Below are 16,823 nucleotides of genomic sequence, written 5' to 3' on the forward strand. Positions count from 1 at the left end.
CATGGCAGAAGTACGTCCGGATGAAGTATCCGCCATTCTGCGGGAGCAGTTGTCTAACTTCAAAACCGAAGCCGAACTCGAAGAGGTTGGTACGGTATTGCAGGTTGGCGACGGCGTAGCCCGCATCTACGGCCTGGGCAAAGCTCAGTCGGGGGAATTGCTCGAATTTGAAAGTGGCCTCCAAGCCCTGGTTCTGAACCTGGAAGAAGATAACGTAGGTGCCGTAATGCTCGGCGACTACTCTGACATCCGGGAAGGCGCCACGGTACGCCGTACCAATAAAATTGCGTCTATCAAAGTAGGTGAAGGCATCGTGGGCCGCGTGGTAAACACGCTGGGTCAACCCATTGATGGTCGCGGTCCTATTCAGGGTGAAACCTACGATATGCCTCTGGAGCGTAAGGCTCCTGGCGTTATCTACCGTCAGCCCGTAACCGAGCCCATGCAGACGGGTATCAAGGCTATTGACGCCATGATTCCAATCGGGCGCGGTCAACGTGAATTAATCATTGGCGACCGTCAGACCGGTAAGTCGGCGGTGGCTATTGATACCATCATCAACCAGCGCGAGTTCTATGACCGTGGCGAGCCGGTTTTCTGCATCTACGTAGCCGTAGGCCAGAAAGCATCTACGGTAGCGCAGGTGGTAAACTCCCTGACGAAGGGTGGTGCTATGGACTACACGGTAGTGGTTTCGGCTTCGGCCGCTGACCCAGCACCTATGCAGTTCTTTGCTCCCTTCACGGGTGCCGCTATCGGAGAGTTCTTCCGCGATACGGGTCGTCCAGCGTTGGTAGTGTACGATGACTTGTCAAAGCAGGCTGTGGCGTACCGCGAGGTGTCGCTGCTGTTGCGCCGTCCTCCCGGACGTGAGGCGTATCCTGGTGACGTGTTCTATCTGCACAGCCGCTTGCTGGAGCGCGCCGCGAAGATCAACTCTTCCGACGTTATTGCTCGCGACATGAATGACCTGCCCGACAGCATCAAGCACCTTGTAAAAGGTGGTGGCTCGCTGACGGCTCTGCCGCTCATCGAGACGCAAGCTGGTGACGTATCGGCTTATATTCCGACCAACGTAATTTCGATTACGGACGGGCAGATCTTCCTCGAAACTAACCTGTTCAACTCGGGTATCCGTCCGGCTATCAACGTTGGTATCTCGGTATCCCGCGTAGGTGGTAACGCGCAAATCAAGTCGATGAAAAAAGTGGCTGGTACGCTGAAGCTTGACCAGGCACAGTTCCGCGAGTTAGAGGCTTTCGCCAAGTTCGGCTCTGACCTTGACGCCTCGACCAAGCTTACCATTGAGCGTGGCCGTCGTAACCTCGAAATCCTGAAGCAGCCGCAGTTCTCGCCGCAAAAGGTAGAAGACCAAGTAGCTGTTATCTACGCCGCTACCAACGGTCTGCTCGACCAGGTGCCAGTAAGCCGCGTGCGCGAATTCGAGAAGGAGTTCACGCAAACGATGCAGTCACGTCACCCTGAAGTGCTCCAGAGCCTGAAAGCTGGCAAACTGGATGACACCATCACGGGTGCTATCCGTCAGGTAGCGAAAGACCTGTCGGCGAGTTACGCTTCCAAGTAATCGTTGATTGTTGGTTGTTGATTGTTGGATGGTTCGCCAACGCGCCAATCGTCCAGCAATCAACAATCAGCAACTAACAATCAACTGTCAATAAATGGCTAGCTTAAAAGAAGTCCGCAACCGCATTGTGTCGGTGCAAAGCACGCAGCAAATCACCAAAGCCATGAAAATGGTGGCGGCAGCCAAACTGCGTCGTGCCCAGGATAACATCCTGCGGATGCGCCCCTACGCGCAGCGGCTCAACAGCATCCTGACCAACCTCACGGGGCAATCCGATGGTGAGATGATAAGCGAGTATGCTGCACAGCGCGACGTTCGCCGTGTGCTCATCATTGCTGTTACTTCGGACCGTGGACTGGCTGGCGCTTTCAATAGCAACATCTTCAAAGGTGTCAACTCGTTGATCCGAGAGCGGTACAGCGCGCAAGCTGCTGCTGGCAACGTGACGATGATGGCTATTGGCAAGAAGGCACACGACTACTTCCAGCGGCGCGGCCCGTTGCTCGGCAACTACACGCACGTATTCGGCAAGCTGTCGTTTGATACGGTGCGTGAAGCAGCCGAAGAAGCCATGTTAGGCTTCCGCGAAGGCCGCTTCGATGAGGTGATAATGGTGTACAACGAGTTCAAGAACGTAGCGACGCAAATCGTACGGACCGAGCAATTGTTGCCGCTAGTACCCGCCGAGCCTACTGCCGCTACCGCCCAAGCTTCGAATGTGGAATACATATTCGAACCCTCGAAAGAGGAAATTGTGCAGACCCTGATTCCACAGTCCCTGAAAGTGCAGCTTTACAAGGCCGTACTGGAAAGCAACGCTTCGGAGCATGGTGCCCGCATGACGGCCATGGACAAAGCCACTGAAAACGCTGGTGAGCTGTTGAAGTCGCTGAAGCTAACGTACAACCGTACTCGTCAGGCTGCCATTACCACCGAGATTCTTGAAATCGTGGGTGGAGCTGAAGCTTTGGCTGCTAGTCGGTAACAACTCCTTTCTATTATTTGAAAAACCCGCTCCCTATCATTGGGAGCGGGTTTTTCTGTTATTATGTAGTAAACTTCCCTACACGTGCATGTATTGCCGCTTCGCCATTTCCTTGCTTGGCTTCGGGATAGTGGGGTTTTGCTTCATCAGTTCCAGCACCTTTTCTGGTGTCAGCTTAGTGAAGTCCTTGATAACAGCCATAGGAGATTGAAACTTATCAGGCTTAACGGAGGTGCTGAGACCTATGCAGCGCATCCCGGCTTTATAGGCCGCTTGCTCGCCCACTATGGCATCTTCAAAGACCACGCAGCGCTCGGGTGGTACACCTAGTTCGCGCGCCGTCAGCACATACGTATCAGCGTGAGGCTTGCCTTTGTCTACGTCGTCTTTGGTGATGACTACATCGAAATATTGGCGCAGTTGCAGGTGGTCGATGATGTAGCCGATAGTGTCCAAGCCGGAGCCGGTGCCAAGGCCAATCTTGAAACCAGCAGCGCGGGCAGCTTTCAAGAACTCAGTGAGCCCGTCTACTTCCTTCCGCTTATCCCAATAAATGGTGCGGTACAGAAACTCACGCTGGTCGGCGTAGGTGGAGAGCTTTTTCTTGGGAACGTCACTGGCGAAAACGGTTTCCAGAATTTTGGTGGCAGGCATCCCGTTTTGTCGTTCCAGGAGGCGCCGAGCATTGGTGGTTAAGCCTAAGTCGCGGAAAAGAAGTTGGAAGGCACGGGCCTGATAGGCAGTGTTATCGATGAGTACGCCGTCCATGTCGAAGATGAGGGCGTAAGGAGCTGCGTTCGGCATAATAGAGGTTGAAGCGCGAAAGAAGATTCTCGCGCAAGTGGTTTACGGCTATACTTGGATTTTGCTGCTGTGGAGTTGAATCCTAATGCCGTAACCTATCTTTGTGGCCGCTACTACTGGTTCTTCCTTCGTTGACTGTCTCAACTGATTTTGATTTTGAAAAAGAGCCTGTGTTTCCTGCTAGCCGCCGCACTGGCGGGGCCTGCCTTAGCGCAGAAAAAAGATAAAGCTCTGGCGCGACCCAAGCTTGTAGTTGGTATTGTAGTAGATCAGATGCGCTACGACTACCTCTACCGGTACTGGAATAAGTACGGCAAGGACGGCTTTCGGCGCTTGCTAGGAGAGGGATTTAGCTACGAAAACGCCCATTACAACTACGTGCCCACCTACACTGGGCCCGGGCACGCCAGCATCTACACGGGTACTACACCCTCCATGCACGGTATCGTGGGCAACAACTGGTTTGTGCGCGAGGAGGGAAAAGGCACCTACGTAACCGACGACAAGACCGTGCAGCCCGTAGGCGGCACGGCAGCGGCCGGCCAACAGTCGCCGCGCCATATGCTGACGAGTACCATCACCGACGAGCTGCGGCTGGCTACCAACTTCCAGAGCAAGGTTATTGGGGTGTGCATCAAAGACCGGGGCTCGATTCTGCCAGCCGGTCACGCCGCCAATGCCGCGTATTGGTACGATGGGACCAACGGCGCGTTTATTACGAGCACCTTCTACCAGAATGCGCTGCCCGAATGGGTAACGAAATTCAACGCGGAAAATCGTGCCGCTCAGTACCTAAGCAAGCCCTGGAAAACGCTGCTGCCGATTGCACAGTACACGGAAAGCACCGCCGATGACGTGGCGTGGGAAGGCACTTTCAAAGGTGAAACCAAGCCGGTTTTCCCGCATGATTTGCCAGCGTTGAGCGCAACGCCCATTGCAGCCGTACAAGGCAACCTAAAAGCAGAAAACGAGAAAGTGCCTGTGGCCACCAGCCGCAACCTCGACCTGATTCGGAGCACGCCATTTGGCAACTCACTCACCGCCGATTTTGCGCTGGAAACCATTCGGGCCGAGCAACTCGGGCAGCGTGGACAAACCGATTTTCTGGCTCTAAGCTTCAGCAGCACCGACTATGTGGGCCATCAGTTTGGGGTGAATGCCATTGAAACCGAAGACACGTACCTGCGCCTCGATAAAGACATTGCGCGCGTGCTCGACTACCTCGATAAGACCGTGGGCAAAGGCCAAGCATTAGTGTTTTTGAGTGCAGACCACGGCGCGGCGCACTCGCCCGATTTCTTGCGTAGCCAGCGCATTCCGGCCGGTTCGGTTGGGCCCCGCCTGATGCGCGATTCGTTGCAGCAGGCCTTAGTAAAGCGGCATGGCGCCGGCCAATGGGTACTGAGCTATGAAAACCAACAAGTGTACCTCAACCGTCCGCTTATCGCACAAAAAGGCTTGAACTTGCGCTTACTCCAAGACGAAGTAGCCGACATTATGATCGGGTTTTCGGGGGTTACGCGTGCTATTACGGCCGACGACTTGCAGAAGTCGCACTGGGAAAGTGGCATGTTGATGTATCTCGAGAACGGCTATTTCCCTAAGCGCAGCGGCGACGTGATGGTGGTATTGGAGCCCGGTTGGCTGGAGTCGTACCAGTATCCGGTGAACAAGGGTACTACCCATGGCTCGGCTGGCAACTACGATACGCACATCCCGATGGTGTTCTGGGGCTGGCACGTCAAACAAGGCAGTTCGGTAGTTTCAGCGCGTATTATCGATATTGCACCCACGCTGGCCCAATGGCTGCATATTCAGGAGCCCGATGGCTGTACGGGCACACCGCTACCGGAGGTACTAGGCAAATAAACGCTTAGTAGCCTCGCTGGGGTTGCTTGTTATGATTCTAACAATTTAATTGACTTAGCTTAGGAATCTTTAACCTATGCCGAGCCGTATGCAACCCCACTCCGTCGTGCAGCCCCACACCTTAACAATTTCAGTAACCAGTAACTAGAACCTCAACACAATGGCTCATTTTAATCCTTGGCACGATGTAGAGCGTGGCGAAAACGCCCCGCAAACCATAAACGGCATCATTGAAATTCCGAAAGGCTCGAAAGCCAAGTACGAGCTAGATAAAAGCAGCGGCCTACTCAAACTCGACCGGGTGCTTTTCTCAGCAGTACACTATCCTGCTGCCTACGGCTTTATTCCTAAAACCTACTGCGACGACAACGACCCCCTCGATATATTGGTGTTGTGCTCCGTTGACATTGTGCCCATGTGCTTGGTTGAAGCCAAGGTGATTGGGGTGATGCAGATGATAGACGGCGACGAGGAAGACGACAAAATTATTGCCGTAGCAGCCCATGATATTTCGGTGAATCACTTCAACGATATTTCCGACCTGCCGCCTCACACCCTCAACGAGATGCAGCGCTTCTTCGAAGACTACAAGGCCTTGGAGCATAAGCACGTGACCGTAGAGCGGTTCATGGGCCGCGAAGATGCCTACCGGATCATCGAAGACAGCATCAAGCTCTACGACGAAACTTTCCCGAATGGTGCTGATTCAGAGCCAGTAAAGAAAACCACTGACGTCGAGCTGTAAGCCAACCCCGATTCGGTGAAAAAGCCCTCTACAAACTTCGTGTTTGCAGAGGGCTTTTTCATGATAAAAGCGGCTAGGTATAGTTAACATTGCAGGCACCACCTTTTGTTACGCTCAGCGTATTCGGCACTATGCCAGACAAACCCTCTCCCTCTGCTTTTATTCGATTTTTGTATGAAAACAGCCTGCTGTTGGTAGGAACCACCTTGGTGCTAGCCACCTTGGTTGGACAGACCCTGATGGGCTGGCACGAGAACAACGCTGAGCTTGAGCAAATGAAGATGCTGCCCCTCACCTTGGGGCAGTATTTAGGATCAGGTCATTTCCTGGAAGCCACTTTCGAAAACTGGGAAAGCGAGTTTCTGCAAATGGGGGTCTATGTACTGCTTACTATCTGGCTGCGGCAAAAAGGGTCTTCTGAATCGAAAAAGCTATACGAGAAAGAGGATGTAGACCAAGAGCCCGATCCAAACAAGCCGGATGCTCCTGGACCGGTAAAGCACGGTGGGTGGCAGCTAACGCTCTACAAAAATTCGCTTTCCATTGCGTTCATCCTGCTGTTCTTTGGCTGTGTATGGCTGCACGCCAAAGGCGGGGCTGAGGTGTACAGCATCGAGCAGCGCCATGAAGGCAAGCCCACAGTAACGACGGTGGAGTACATGGGTACCTCACGGTTTTGGTTTGAATCGTTTCAGAACTGGCAGAGCGAGTTTCTAAGCATCATTTCTATTGTAGGCTTGTCTATTTACTTGCGGCAGAAAGGTTCTCCGCAGTCCAAGCCAATCAATGCCAGCAACGATGAAACGGGCAAGTGACCCAAGAAGGCAAATTGGCTGCCGCTACACGAGGCGCGTAAGAGAGGGAAAGGGGCGCGCCTCAACTTCTACTGCTACGCCCGATCTTGCTTCTTTCAGGCTCCTTGCCCATGCCTCTGTTTTCATTTAAACCGTCGGTAGTGCCGCCCGCCACGCCAGAAAATGCAGCCGGAGCTGGGGCGGCCACGCTGCGGCGCTGGACCGATGCTGTGCTCTACAGCAGCACCTGGCTGGCGCTGGCCGCTTTGGCGCTAACCTGGGCTACCTTTCTGTTCTGGCGGGTCGATATTCCGGTCCGGCTTGGGCTGATGATTTTCACGGCCACACTGTTCCTTTACAACATCGACAGCGTGTTACCCTACAAGCACGGGCAGCCCGTGGTACTGTCGGGCCGTAAGCGTTGGATGCTCGAACACCGACGCGAACTGCTAGCCTTGGCCGTAGCCTCGTTGGCAGTGGCAGGACTACTGTTCTTTCTGGATGGCTGGCAACACCTAATCTTGTTTCTGGGGCACCTGGCAGCTATTTCGCTGTTGTATTCGTTGCCCATAGCCAAAGTGCGGGGGCGGTGGCGTGCCCTGCGCGACTTGCCCTTGCTCAAGGTATTTCTGATTGCGTATGTATGGGCCGCCGTTACGGTTTGGGTGCCAGCGCTGTACCTGGCTAAACCTCTGTTCGGACCCGTTGTGCTGGTGCTTTTCGCCCGTCGCTTTTTCTTTATCCTGGCCCTGGCCTTCGTGTTCGATATTCGCGACTATACCAAAGACCGGCTTACCGGCACCCGCACTTTCCCGGGCGTATTTGGTGTGCGCTCCACCAAATGGGTAGCCCTTACCTCGCTGGCCCTAGCGTATCTGCTGTTCCCATTCGATATAGGATACGAGCATCTGCTGGTACTCTCATTGCCTACAGTGGCGGCTGCCGCTACCATCTGGTACGCCGAAGAAACCCGCTCCGACTATTACTTTGCCCTCCTCACCGACGGCATCATGATTTTACAGTTTCTGGCGGTGTATGTAGTGAGTTAGTCGCAAAGTGAGCTTGATCTTCGTCTCGCTTAATTGCCGCAAGCCGAACATCAGATTTTCTAACCCACCAACTGCTGTAATGCGGGTCCAATAAAGCGGACAATGTCGCTGGCTATGAGGCCAGCTTCTCCGGTTTGTTGAGCCGCTAAGTCGCCGGCCAGGCCGTGGGCGAAAACGCCTAGCAACGCAGCATCGAGCGGGGAGAGGCGCTGGTCGGCGCTCAAGGCCAGGAGCAAGCCGGTGAGTGCGTCGCCGCTGCCGCCAGTACCCATGCCGGGGTTGCCAGTGCTGTTGAAGTAAATAGGGCCTTCGGGAGTGCCAAGAGCAGTGTAGGCGCCTTTCAGTACACAGTAGCAGCGGTAGCGTTGGCAGAACGCTCGCAGCAGCTCTAGGCGGTGGTAATCGTCACGGGCAGATTCGGTGAGGCGCTCAAACTCCTTGGGATGTGGCGTAAGCAGCGTGCTAGCAGGTAGTTCGTCGAGTAGCTCGCGGTGCGTGCCTAGCAGATTCAGCGCATCGGCATCCACGACTAAGGGTATGGACGCCTGTTTAGCCTGGTGTAGTAGTTGGCCTAACACTTCTTTAGTGGCGGCTTCTTGTCCTAGACCCGGCCCAATGCCTACCGCAGCGTAGGGCTTCAAGTCAGGTAGCTCGGTAATGAAGTTGGGTTCCGGGTCGGTCAAGGCCATGGCTTCGGGCACGGCAGTTTGCAGAATGGTATACCCGACAGCAGGCGTCCGCACCGTAAGTAGCCCTATCCCACCATGCAGGCAAGCCCGCGCCGCCAGCACGGCCGCGCCTATTTTGCCGTAGCTGCCGGCCAGCAGCAGTGCGTGCCCAAAAGTGCCTTTATGCGCAAACTTCGGCCGCTTAGGTAACCGGCCAGCTAGAAGTTTTGCATCAACAAAGTAGTTATCCACAGTCGTATTGTGGATAAACTCCTGATTCAGCCCGATAGGTAATACCTGCCACACGCCAATAAACCGAGCGTTTTGCGGCAGCAGATACGCTAGCTTCGGTAATTCGAACCCTACCGTGTGGCGGGCTTGCACAATTGCACTGCCAGTAGGCTGTGGAGCATCAGCAAATAAGCCGGAGGGCAGATCAATGGCAAAAACGACTGCCTCTAATTGGTTGAGATAGTTTACCACTGCGGCAGCAATGCCTTCCAGTGGTCGGCTCAAACCCGTACCAAACAGGGCATCCACTATAGTGGCATTGGCTGGGAGCGGCGGTAGCTTTTCCGGGTTCAGTTCAGTGCAAGCTACTTCTGCAGGTAGCCGCTGGCAATTCACGGTGAAATCCGAAGAGTACTTAGTTGCCGGTAACAGCCATACGCGCACCGCGTAGCCCGACAGGTGCAACTGACGAGCTACCACCAGCCCGTCGCCCCCGTTATTGCCGGGGCCGCAAAAGATGTGCACTTCGCCTGCCGCTTCTTGGCCTACTCGGTCCATCAACCATTCACTGAAAGTGGTGGCAGCGCGCTCCATCAACTCGTCGGAGCGGATATTTGCCGCTTCAATAGTGGCTTGATCGGCGGCGTGGGTTTGAGCAGCAGAAAGAATTTTCATAAGACGGCTTGTCGTTTATGTTTTATACTTGAGCACAAGTAAGCGGTACGTGAAATGCACAAAATATTTGGGTTGCTGTTGTGTGGCCTGCATATAACGGCTGGTCAAGCGGTAGGGCAGGGGAAAGCTGCTTCAATCGTTGCGCCCAGCCAGGCTGCTGTTCGTTTCGACCAGACTACTGTGCGCTCTGTACTCAATCAAAAGATTCCGGCGGAAATACAGCTACCAGCAGGGAAGCTAGTAGAAGCCAAAAAGTGGACGGATGCCAACGGTCAGAATTTGCTGTTCGTAGTACGCACTCCTGAGCGGCCAGAGCCACTTTCGGCCGAAGGCATGGAGGCCGGACGGCGCGCAGAATTGTACGTTCGGCAATATACGAGCCGCAATAGCCGCTACCAGGAACTGTGGCGCCTTCAAGACGCCGTAGAAAACTGTATCGTAGACATCACGCTAGCTACTCTGCCAGGCTCCACTACCATTACCGACCTCGACAACGATGGGCATACCGAAACCACTATCCTGTACCGTCTGGCTTGCCGTGGTGATGTAAGTCCGGCGAATCTGAAGCTTATCATGCGCGAAGGCAAAGCCAAGTATGCTCTACGGGGTGAGATGATACAGTTGCTAAACCACGGTACCAAAGAAGAGCAAAAAAGAGCCGCCAACAAGCCACTGTGCTGCGCCGATGGTGTGAAACCAACAGATGATTATTCGCAGCTAGAGGGGCTGTACCAGAACGAAAAGGAATTTGCTACTGCGCCGCCTGCTTTCTTAGCGTACGCTCGGCAGCAGTGGCGTCGGTGGCGAGCCAGTGACCGGTTCGAGTGATACGCTGCCAATTTTTCAAGCCAAAGAGCCGTTATAAACTTCCTACTTGCCTAGCGCGTTTACCAGTAACTAATGTTCTGATTCAACTTCCAAAACCAACAATATGCAAACCTGGAATGACGTAATCCGCCTTGCCAACCATCCGCTGCCCTCGCCGCGCCGCGTCGAGAAAACTGATGCCGAGTGGAAAGCCCAGCTCACCCCCGAGCAATACCACGTCACGCGCCAGCACGGCACTGAGCGCGCTTTCACTGGTGAGTACTGCGAAGCGCACGAAGCTGGCCTCTACGCCTGCATCTGTTGCGGCACTCCACTCTATGATTCGCGCACCAAATTCGAGTCGGGTACTGGCTGGCCGAGCTTCACGCAGCCTGTCGATGAAAGTGCAATTCGGTACAAGAAAGATACCAGCTATGGCATGGTCCGCGTAGAGGTGCTCTGCAACGTTTGCGATGCTCACCAAGGGCACGTCTTCCCCGACGGGCCGGCGCCTAGCGGTCTGCGTTTATGCATCAATTCGGCCAGTATTAAGCTGGTGAGTGAGCCTAAAGAAGCTGCTGCGGCGAAATAGGATAATTGCTTTTCGCACTCTACTTTAGAGGCCACTGAATTGTCGGTAAAGACGCTCAGTGGCCTCTATCTTATTAGTGCATTATGACCCGTGAAGAATTTCTGGCTCGGTTGAGTCAACTGAGTCCCCTGGCAGAAGCTAATCCTGCATCTTACCGCCGGCAAGTGTGGTTTTGGGCCTTGTTGGGTTATGCATTTATTTTGCTCTTATTACTAGGTGCTGTCGGGCTTATAGGCCTTACCCTGGCCCTCGGTTTCTTTACTCGAGCTTTCGGGCTTATCTGGAAAGTGGTAATTGTATTAGGCATATTTGCCTGGAAGGTATTGCGCTCGTTATGGGTGAAGTTTGATCCGCCTCAAGGGTTACCGCTTACCTTTACCGAAGCGGCGCCGCTGCTAGCCTTGCTGCAGCAGCAAACACAAGCGTTGAAAGCGCCGCGGGTACACCAAGTGCTGCTCACTTCCGACTTCAATGCCGCTGCCGTACAAGTACCACGTTTAGGAATCTTTGGGTGGTCCCGCAACTATGTAGTGGTCGGTTTGCCTCTCTTGCAAGCGTTGTCGCCCACGCAGGCCGCCGCCGTTGTTGGACACGAACTTGGGCATTTGCGTGGAGGACATGGTCGTTTTGGGGCATGGGTTTACCGCGTTAGCCAAACGTGGACACAGCTAATAGCGCAGTTGGAGAGGCAAGCAGGTAGAACAATTTTTTCTCGCTTTACGTCGTGGTACGTGCCTCGTTTCAATGCTTGGTCGCATCCTGTGCGACGGACCGATGAATTTGCTGCCGATGCCGCCGCCGCACAGTTAACTAGTCCGCAAGCTATGGCTGAAGCACTGTGTGCCACTATCACGCGTGATGCAGCCCTTGATAAACTGCATTGGGATAAGCTTACTGCTTCCTTAGCCGAAGAGCCAGTACCTCCGGCCGATGTTATTAGTAGGTTGCTACCCCTGGCCAAACAAGGCCGTTTGCCCGAAACCGACGAGCAAAGCCAGCTCACAGCCGCTTTTGAAGCCGATCCTGACTTATTTAGCACACATCCTACTCTCGGTGAGCGGCTGAAAGCGCTAGGCCAAGCGCCCATGGTACCACCTCTCCCTGATACGTCGGCGGCCGAAGCCTGGCTTGGCGAGCACCTTCCTCATTTGGCTGCTTCACTCGATGCCGAGTGGATTGCTACCCATGAATCAGAGTGGCGGGAGCGCCACAAGGTGCTTCGCCAGCAACAGCAGCGTCTTCAGGAATTAGCTGCCCGCCAGGCAGCTTCCGAAACGCTAAGCTCTGATGAGGCTTGGGAGCTAGCTGATTTGACTGAAGACCACGTGGGTGGTCTCGAAGCACTGCCTCTGTTCCAGCAGCTAGTAGAGGATACCAAGTGGGGAACAGCTGCTCGTTTTTCAGTAGGCCGCGTCCTGACCAACCTTGATGACCCTGCTGGTTTGCCTATACTGGCTGAAGTAATGGCACAGGAGCCGAACTATGTGGGGCCTGCTCTTGCTATTCAGGAGGCGTATCACCTACGCCGGGGTAACCGCGAGGAAGTTCGCAAATTGGGAACCGTTCAGCTTCGTCATGCCGACGTGCTCGACGAAGCTGTACAAGAACGTGGAACTTTGCGGCCAACCGATCAAATGCTACCGCACGAGTTATCTGAGAAAGACCTGCAAGATCTTTTGCAAGAGGTAACTACTCCTGAATACGGAATCAGTCGCGCTTGGCTGCTACGCAAGCAAGTGCAGCATTTCGCTCACAAGCCGGTGTATGTGCTACTCGTGGCACCGCATATCAACAGGCGTCTACGGAATCAGGAGACTATTGGGGCGTGGGTACGAGAGTTGGCCGAGAAAATTACGCTTCCCGGTGAAGGATTTGTTGTTGCCACTGGTAATGAGTACGCTTGGTTGGAGCGGAAGGCAAAGCAGACAACTGGTGCAGCATTAATCGAGGCATAAACTGCTTGTGGGGTTTTGCGTAGGTTCGCGTGCTAGAAAGAATACCGCTGCACTTTGCCGCTCTCTTCTTTGTTGGTCTTACAGCAAGTTGCTTCCCTTTCTCTACTGCTCGCCTCTAACTCCACCCCACCATGTCCTTGCTCTTCACTGATTTCGCTTCCTGGCGTGCGCACTGTGCTGCCACCAACGAACCGCTATATCAACCGGTGCTGGCTTATGAAATCGAGCAGAAAGGCCGCACAGAGGAGGAGATATGGACGGGCTTGCAGCGGGCTTACGATGTAATGCGCGACGCCGTGCAAACTGGCCTCACGCAAGACATGACGTCTCGCTCGGGTATGATCAACAACGGCGCGAAGAAGATTGCCGCTTCGCCCGTAACGGTGTTGTCGCCTGAGTTCAAGAATCTGATTATGCGGGCTTTTGGAGCCAAAGAAGTGAATTCTTGTATGGGCCGGGTGGTAGCGGCACCCACAGCGGGTGCTTCCGGTATTTTGCCTGGTGTTCTCGTGACGCTTCAAGAGTTACATAAACTATCCGATCGGACAATTCTGGAGGGTTTGTTGGTAGCCGCAGGCATTGCGCTTATCATCGAGCAGAATGCATCATTGGCGGGCGCCGTGGGGGGCTGCCAAGCGGAAACGGGCTCGGCGGCGGCCATGGGCAGCGGAGCCATTGTGTACTGTTTGGGTGGCTCCGTCGATCAGGCATTTGCAGCGGTGGCCGTCACCATTCAGTGCATGCTCGGGCTGGTTTGCGACCCGGTGGCAGGGTTGGTAGAAGTGCCCTGCGTGGTGCGCAACGCTTCGGCGGCGGCTATAGCCTTCTCGTCGGCGCAGATTGCCATTGCCGGCATCGACCCCGTTATTCCCGTCGATCAGTGCGTAGCGGCGCTCGGCGAAGTGGGCCAGAGCATGGAAACCCGTTACAAGGAAACAGCCCTTGGTGGCCTGGCTAACACTACCCGTGGCCGCGAAATCGAGAAGATGGTGCTGGTGCAGGACGTGCAGATTCTGCCCGACCAAGAACAATAGCAGCAACTGGTGCAATAAGTGCTCAGTAGAAACGGCGTGTTATACCGATTTCACTTCCGGAGCCATCGTCAGCTTCCCCAAAAATTCTAGGGCAGTGGCATAGCGGCCACGCAACTCACGGTATTGTTTCCAGGCCTGGTCAGACGATGGATGCATGGCTAACCCTGCCTCTTGCAAATCTTGGTAGGCCTTGTTGAAGTCGTCGCGGGCGGGGTCTTCCACTGGGTCGTTGTCAGGAATGATGTCGGAAGGCTCGGCATCTAAACCCTCATCGAAAAAACGGTATACTCGGTTAACTGCCAAGCAGCCCGCTTTGAAAGTTATTTCAGCTTGGGGGTCACGCTTGTCGTCAACGGTACTGAACATTAGGGCCGCCGTGTCCAGAATCAGAGCTGCTGCTGTCACCCAGGAGCGGCCTGGCTGCGGCGAGCGGAAAAACGATAGGATGGGCAACGAGGTATGGCTTTCCTCGATTTCCACAAACCATTCTTCCCATTGCTCCCACTGGCTAGCATCGTCGTGAAGGGAGCCACTGCGGTTGAGCCACTGCAGCAACGCACAAGCCGAGGGGGGAGTGCCAGCCCGCAGCTCCAGGCGCGATACTACAATTTCGCGCCGCGAAAAAGCCTGGTAGATAGTGGGCAGGTAGGAGATGAGCAGCGTCATCAGCAACAAGCCCATGGTAGCTTCCGCAAAAGTGAATATCGTGATGATAGGGCCACGTGTCTTGTGTGTACCAAGCGTAAGCAGCGAGCTGCCACTAAGCTGGTAGCATTCCAGCCAAGAGCCTTCATACAGCCCCCAATAAATCAGGGTATAGCCTCCCGAAATAACTGCCAACCACACGATGGGTAACGCTACCAAGGCCACAGGGGCATAATGGGCCTGTACCCGGTCGCGCAAACCGAAAGTGGAACGGGTAGAAGCAGCCCAGTTAAAAATAAGGCGCAAGCCTTGAAACACGTAGCCGTTCAGCCGGACTACTTCGTTGCGGGGCAGTACAAACGAGCGAATCGCCGCAGATAGGGTGATAAGGATTAGGATGATGCCAACAGCGAAAGCCAGTATCCGCGGCGCAAGTTCTAGCATAAACAAACAAAAAGGCAGCCAATTGAAGCTGCCTTTTTACTGTAATTCAAGCTAATAAGTTGGAGTGCCCCGCGTTCTGAAAGCTATTTGCGGGCTTTCCAAAGCTGCTTAAACGACTTCGGGGCTACTTCCAGTGCGTCGCGGCGCTTGCTCCAGCCCACTTGGCTAAGCAAGCGCAACAGTACCCAGTTTTTGCCGCGCGCGGGCAACAGGTCTAGGAGGCGGCGGTTTTTCATGGCTATCAGCCACAACCGAATGGCTGTGCGCTCTTCTTTATCGGTGATGCCTTCCCGCACGGTTTGCTGCCGGTTTTGGAGCAGCAGGTTGTGAATCGGAATTTTTACCGGGCACACCGAAGTGCAGGCGCCGCAGAGCGACGAAGCGTAGCTGAGGTGCTTGTTTTCGGCCATGCCCGCCAAGTGGGGCGAAATAACCGAGCCAATGGGCCCCGAATACGTGGTTTCGTACGTGTGCCCACCGATGTTCTTATACACCGGGCAGATGTTGAGGCAGGCACCGCAACGAATGCAGTTCAACGCCTCGCGCTGCGCTGGTTGCGCCAGCAGATTGGTGCGGCCGTTGTCGAGCAGCACCACAATCATTTCATCGGGGCCGTCTTTTTCCAGGGGTTGGCGCGGACCGGTGTAGATGGTGTTGTACACCGTTACTTGTTGGCCGGTGCCGCTAGTGCTGAGCAGCGGCCAGAACAATGCCAAATCATCCAGCTTCGGAATTACTTTCTCAATGCCGACAATGGCAATGTGGGTGCGCGGAAAAGTAGCCGACAAACGAGCGTTGCCTTCGTTTTCCGTCACGGCCACGGCGCCAGTATCCGCAATCAGAAAGTTGCCGCCCGTAATGCCCACTTCAGCCGAGGTATACTTGCTACGCAACAGGTGGCGCGCCGTTAGCACCAGCTTCTGCGCGTCGTCAGTATACTCGATGCCCAGGTGCTTGACGAAGATGTTAGCAATGTCCAGCTTGCTTAGGTGCATGGCGGGCGTCACGATGTGGTAGGGCCGCTCCCCATTCAGCTGCACGATGAACTCGCCCAGGTCCGTTTCCACCGACTCGATGCCGTTTTTCTCTAGAAAGTGGTTGAGGTGGATTTCCTCGGTGGTCATGCTCTTAGCCTTCACCACCGTTTTGGCTTTGCGCCGGGCCATGATCTTCCCAATTTCGCGCAGGGCCTCGTCGGCATTCTGGGCCCAGATTACCTTGCCGCCCCGCGCCGTGAAGTTGCGCTCAAACTCCAGCAAGTACTCATGCAGGTTGTTGATAACCTTCGACTTCAAGTATGAAGCCCGCTCCCGCGCCAGTTCATGGTCTTGGTAGAAGGCGAGGCCCGTGCTTACCGCTGCATTGTATTTGCCAATATTGAAACGGATTTTACGACGGTGCTCTAAGTCAAACGCCTTCTTTTCGCTATCGAGTTGAAACTGGCTGGATTTCGTGGCTATCATGGCAATGCACTGAATTACTATTCTAATGTACTTACTCTAGTCCGATATGACGTATACCTGCATTCCGGAGTCGCTACCGCCCGAAGGCTTTACCGTCCCGGTAGACGCAATTACCAGTTCCTTTCGGTTATTCGGACTGCTGCCGGGGTATTCCAAAAACGACCTTGGCTGTCGTCTGGTGCTTTACCCGGCAGACTGGACTATAAAGATACTGACCGAGCGGCACTATGCCTATTCTGCCATCCTGCAAGTCGATTTTGTTGCTGAAAGTTTTTGGCGCCGCGAGCAAGTATTGCTGACCGTGGCAGAAGCAAGCACCTGCTACTACATAAAACCCTCGTCCGCGGCCGTCACCCTAGACTTGCTTGGGTTCTGCCACAAACGAGGGTTGGTATTGACGCCCGCTGCTCAACAACGAGTAGCAGCCGGATGAGCAAAGAAAAGGGAGAACGTCGGCCTGAGCAGAACGTTCTCCCTT

At 54.5% G+C, this 16,823-nt stretch carries 15 protein-coding genes; 11 read left to right on the top strand and 4 right to left on the bottom strand.

Annotation, left to right across the window (positions count from 1 at the left end; genetic code table 11):
- Position 1: 1 nt before the first annotated feature.
- A complete protein-coding gene (atpA, locus tag P1X16_RS24150; protein ID WP_277234613.1) occupies positions 2-1,585 on the top strand; it encodes a F0F1 ATP synthase subunit alpha in 1,584 nt (527 codons plus the stop codon).
- Between the two features lie 94 nt (positions 1,586-1,679).
- A complete protein-coding gene (atpG, locus tag P1X16_RS24155; RefSeq protein WP_277234615.1) occupies positions 1,680-2,570 on the top strand; it encodes an ATP synthase F1 subunit gamma in 891 nt (296 codons plus the stop codon).
- A 78-nt stretch (positions 2,571-2,648) separates the two neighbouring features.
- Here atpG and P1X16_RS24160 read toward each other — a convergent pair whose 3' ends face one another.
- The gene (locus P1X16_RS24160; RefSeq protein ID WP_277234617.1) at positions 2,649-3,374 is read right to left on the bottom strand and encodes an HAD family phosphatase; all 726 of its coding nucleotides are present in this window, start codon (positions 3,372-3,374) and stop codon (positions 2,649-2,651) included.
- Between the two features lie 156 nt (positions 3,375-3,530).
- On the opposite strand from P1X16_RS24160, the gene pafA reads away from it, so the two are divergent.
- The 4 genes from pafA (at position 3,531) to P1X16_RS24180 (ending at position 7,831) form a co-directional block, all read left to right on the top strand.
- Positions 3,531-5,243 (top strand): alkaline phosphatase PafA, encoded by a 1,713-nt coding sequence (pafA, locus tag P1X16_RS24165; RefSeq protein ID WP_277234618.1) that lies wholly within the window; start codon positions 3,531-3,533, stop codon positions 5,241-5,243.
- Positions 5,244-5,403: 160 nt separating this feature from the next.
- A complete protein-coding gene (locus P1X16_RS24170) occupies positions 5,404-5,988 on the top strand; it encodes an inorganic diphosphatase (RefSeq protein ID WP_277234620.1) in 585 nt (194 codons plus the stop codon).
- Positions 5,989-6,119: 131 nt separating this feature from the next.
- Positions 6,120-6,803, top strand: coding sequence for a DUF6766 family protein (locus P1X16_RS24175; protein WP_277234622.1), 684 nt, complete (start codon positions 6,120-6,122; stop codon positions 6,801-6,803).
- Positions 6,804-6,913: 110 nt separating this feature from the next.
- A complete protein-coding gene (locus P1X16_RS24180; RefSeq protein WP_277234624.1) occupies positions 6,914-7,831 on the top strand; it encodes a UbiA family prenyltransferase in 918 nt (305 codons plus the stop codon).
- Between the two features lie 59 nt (positions 7,832-7,890).
- Here the strand turns inward: P1X16_RS24180 and P1X16_RS24185 are convergent, their stop codons facing one another.
- Positions 7,891-9,405, bottom strand: a complete 1,515-nt coding sequence (locus tag P1X16_RS24185) for an NAD(P)H-hydrate dehydratase (protein WP_277234626.1) — start codon at positions 9,403-9,405, stop codon at positions 7,891-7,893.
- 54 nt (positions 9,406-9,459) lie between these two features.
- Between P1X16_RS24185 and P1X16_RS24190 the strand changes: the two genes are divergently transcribed.
- The 4 genes from P1X16_RS24190 (at position 9,460) to sdaAA (ending at position 13,793) form a co-directional block, all read left to right on the top strand.
- Positions 9,460-10,233 carry a hypothetical protein gene (locus P1X16_RS24190; protein WP_277234627.1) on the top strand — a complete coding sequence of 258 codons (774 nt, stop codon included), beginning with the start codon at positions 9,460-9,462 and terminating at the stop codon, positions 10,231-10,233.
- A gap of 103 nt (positions 10,234-10,336) precedes the next feature.
- Complete coding sequence (msrB, locus tag P1X16_RS24195; RefSeq protein ID WP_277234629.1) at positions 10,337-10,804, top strand: peptide-methionine (R)-S-oxide reductase MsrB; 468 nt, start codon at positions 10,337-10,339, stop codon at positions 10,802-10,804.
- Positions 10,805-10,887: 83 nt separating this feature from the next.
- Positions 10,888-12,759, top strand: a complete 1,872-nt coding sequence (locus P1X16_RS24200; protein ID WP_277234630.1) for a M48 family metallopeptidase — start codon at positions 10,888-10,890, stop codon at positions 12,757-12,759.
- 131 nt (positions 12,760-12,890) lie between these two features.
- Positions 12,891-13,793, top strand: a complete 903-nt coding sequence (sdaAA, locus tag P1X16_RS24205; protein ID WP_277234632.1) for an L-serine ammonia-lyase, iron-sulfur-dependent, subunit alpha — start codon at positions 12,891-12,893, stop codon at positions 13,791-13,793.
- A gap of 39 nt (positions 13,794-13,832) precedes the next feature.
- Here sdaAA and P1X16_RS24210 read toward each other — a convergent pair whose 3' ends face one another.
- Together P1X16_RS24210 and P1X16_RS24215 are read right to left on the bottom strand one after the other, a co-directional pair.
- Positions 13,833-14,882 (bottom strand): hypothetical protein, encoded by a 1,050-nt coding sequence (locus P1X16_RS24210; RefSeq protein WP_277234633.1) that lies wholly within the window; start codon positions 14,880-14,882, stop codon positions 13,833-13,835.
- Between the two features lie 83 nt (positions 14,883-14,965).
- A complete protein-coding gene (locus P1X16_RS24215) occupies positions 14,966-16,345 on the bottom strand; it encodes a LutB/LldF family L-lactate oxidation iron-sulfur protein (RefSeq protein WP_277234634.1) in 1,380 nt (459 codons plus the stop codon).
- 46 nt (positions 16,346-16,391) lie between these two features.
- Here P1X16_RS24215 and P1X16_RS24220 point away from each other — a divergent pair, with 46 nt between their 5' ends.
- Positions 16,392-16,778 carry a hypothetical protein gene (locus P1X16_RS24220; RefSeq protein WP_277234635.1) on the top strand — a complete coding sequence of 129 codons (387 nt, stop codon included), beginning with the start codon at positions 16,392-16,394 and terminating at the stop codon, positions 16,776-16,778.
- Positions 16,779-16,823: the final 45 nt, after the last annotated feature.

This window comes from Hymenobacter sp. YC55 (genome assembly GCF_029433095.1).
Taxonomy (GTDB): Bacteria; Bacteroidota; Bacteroidia; order Cytophagales; family Hymenobacteraceae; genus Hymenobacter.

Bases quoted from the DNA above. Each gene is read 5' to 3' on its own strand.
- atpA (WP_277234613.1), top strand. From the start codon at position 2: ATGGCAGAAGTACGTCCGGATGAAGTATCCGCCATTCTGCGGGAGCAG.
- atpG (WP_277234615.1), top strand. From the start codon at position 1,680: ATGGCTAGCTTAAAAGAAGTCCGCAACCGCATTGTGTCGGTGCAAAGC.
- P1X16_RS24160 (WP_277234617.1), bottom strand. From the start codon at position 3,374: ATGCCGAACGCAGCTCCTTACGCCCTCATCTTCGACATGGACGGCGTA.
- P1X16_RS24170 (WP_277234620.1), top strand. From the start codon at position 5,404: ATGGCTCATTTTAATCCTTGGCACGATGTAGAGCGTGGCGAAAACGCC.
- P1X16_RS24175 (WP_277234622.1), top strand. From the start codon at position 6,120: ATGCCAGACAAACCCTCTCCCTCTGCTTTTATTCGATTTTTGTATGAA.
- P1X16_RS24180 (WP_277234624.1), top strand. From the start codon at position 6,914: ATGCCTCTGTTTTCATTTAAACCGTCGGTAGTGCCGCCCGCCACGCCA.
- P1X16_RS24185 (WP_277234626.1), bottom strand. From the start codon at position 9,405: ATGAAAATTCTTTCTGCTGCTCAAACCCACGCCGCCGATCAAGCCACT.
- P1X16_RS24190 (WP_277234627.1), top strand. From the start codon at position 9,460: ATGCACAAAATATTTGGGTTGCTGTTGTGTGGCCTGCATATAACGGCT.
- msrB (WP_277234629.1), top strand. From the start codon at position 10,337: ATGCAAACCTGGAATGACGTAATCCGCCTTGCCAACCATCCGCTGCCC.
- P1X16_RS24200 (WP_277234630.1), top strand. From the start codon at position 10,888: ATGACCCGTGAAGAATTTCTGGCTCGGTTGAGTCAACTGAGTCCCCTG.
- sdaAA (WP_277234632.1), top strand. From the start codon at position 12,891: ATGTCCTTGCTCTTCACTGATTTCGCTTCCTGGCGTGCGCACTGTGCT.
- P1X16_RS24210 (WP_277234633.1), bottom strand. From the start codon at position 14,882: ATGCTAGAACTTGCGCCGCGGATACTGGCTTTCGCTGTTGGCATCATC.
- P1X16_RS24215 (WP_277234634.1), bottom strand. From the start codon at position 16,345: ATGATAGCCACGAAATCCAGCCAGTTTCAACTCGATAGCGAAAAGAAG.
- P1X16_RS24220 (WP_277234635.1), top strand. From the start codon at position 16,392: ATGACGTATACCTGCATTCCGGAGTCGCTACCGCCCGAAGGCTTTACC.